The organism is Enterobacter sp. UNJFSC 003, from assembly GCF_036903355.1.
Lineage (GTDB): Bacteria > Pseudomonadota > Gammaproteobacteria > Enterobacterales > Enterobacteriaceae > Enterobacter.
The window spans coordinates 1-232 of the sequence record NZ_JBAKHK010000374.1 but is presented as its reverse complement, the minus strand read 5'-3'; the positions used below and the strand labels follow the sequence as shown (position 1 = coordinate 232).

Annotated in this window: 1 protein-coding gene; it reads right to left on the bottom strand. The window is 53.9% G+C overall.

The window, feature by feature from the left end; translation table 11 throughout:
* On the bottom strand, positions 1 to 232 hold a 232-nt coding region (locus tag V5P19_RS24615), incomplete at both ends, for a 4-alpha-glucanotransferase (RefSeq protein ID WP_334408125.1).

The following is a 232-nucleotide window of genomic DNA, read 5'->3' as shown; positions in this document are numbered from 1 at the left end:
CACCAGGCCTGAGCCTCTTCGCTAAGATGGAAATCTTCAACGGCGTTAACGTCGATATAAATCACATTCAGCCAACGGCGAGAAGACGGGCTGTATGGGCTGGCGCTCTCCGGATTTGCCGGATAGAGCGCATGAATCGGGTTCAGGCCGATGAACGACCCGCCACGTTTTGCCACATCCACCAGCATCGCTTTGAGATCGCCAAAATCCCCAATACCCCAGTTTTTTTCCG